Source organism: Fructilactobacillus sp. X2R6C1, assembly GCF_059901295.1.
This window is the reverse complement of record NZ_JBWXUZ010000054.1, coordinates 1-255: the sequence shown is the minus strand read 5'-3', so window position 1 is coordinate 255 and position 255 is coordinate 1. Positions and strand designations below refer to the sequence as shown.

Here is a 255-nt window from a genome sequence, read left to right as displayed (position 1 = left end):
CCTTAAAATTGAGTGTTATGGAGCTTTTTCAGATCAAGAATTGGGTCTTTTACGTACTCTTTCTGGGTGTCATCAGGTACGATTTTTGCATCTTTGCCTTTTAAGACTTTTTGAACAAATTCATCCCGAGTAATCATTTTATTGTTTGTTAAATGATACATTCCATAAGATAAATCATTTTCAATCACAAACAGCATAAACTCTGCCAACGTTCTGGTATCGGTTACCTGTATTGGCTGGTTACTACCCTCAATC

At 35.3% G+C, this 255-nt stretch carries 1 pseudogene; it reads right to left on the bottom strand.

The window, feature by feature from the left end:
• Positions 1–2: 2 nt before the first annotated feature.
• Positions 3–255, bottom strand: a pseudogene (locus tag AC6UDF_RS07330) (dTDP-4-dehydrorhamnose reductase); the annotation flags it as partial.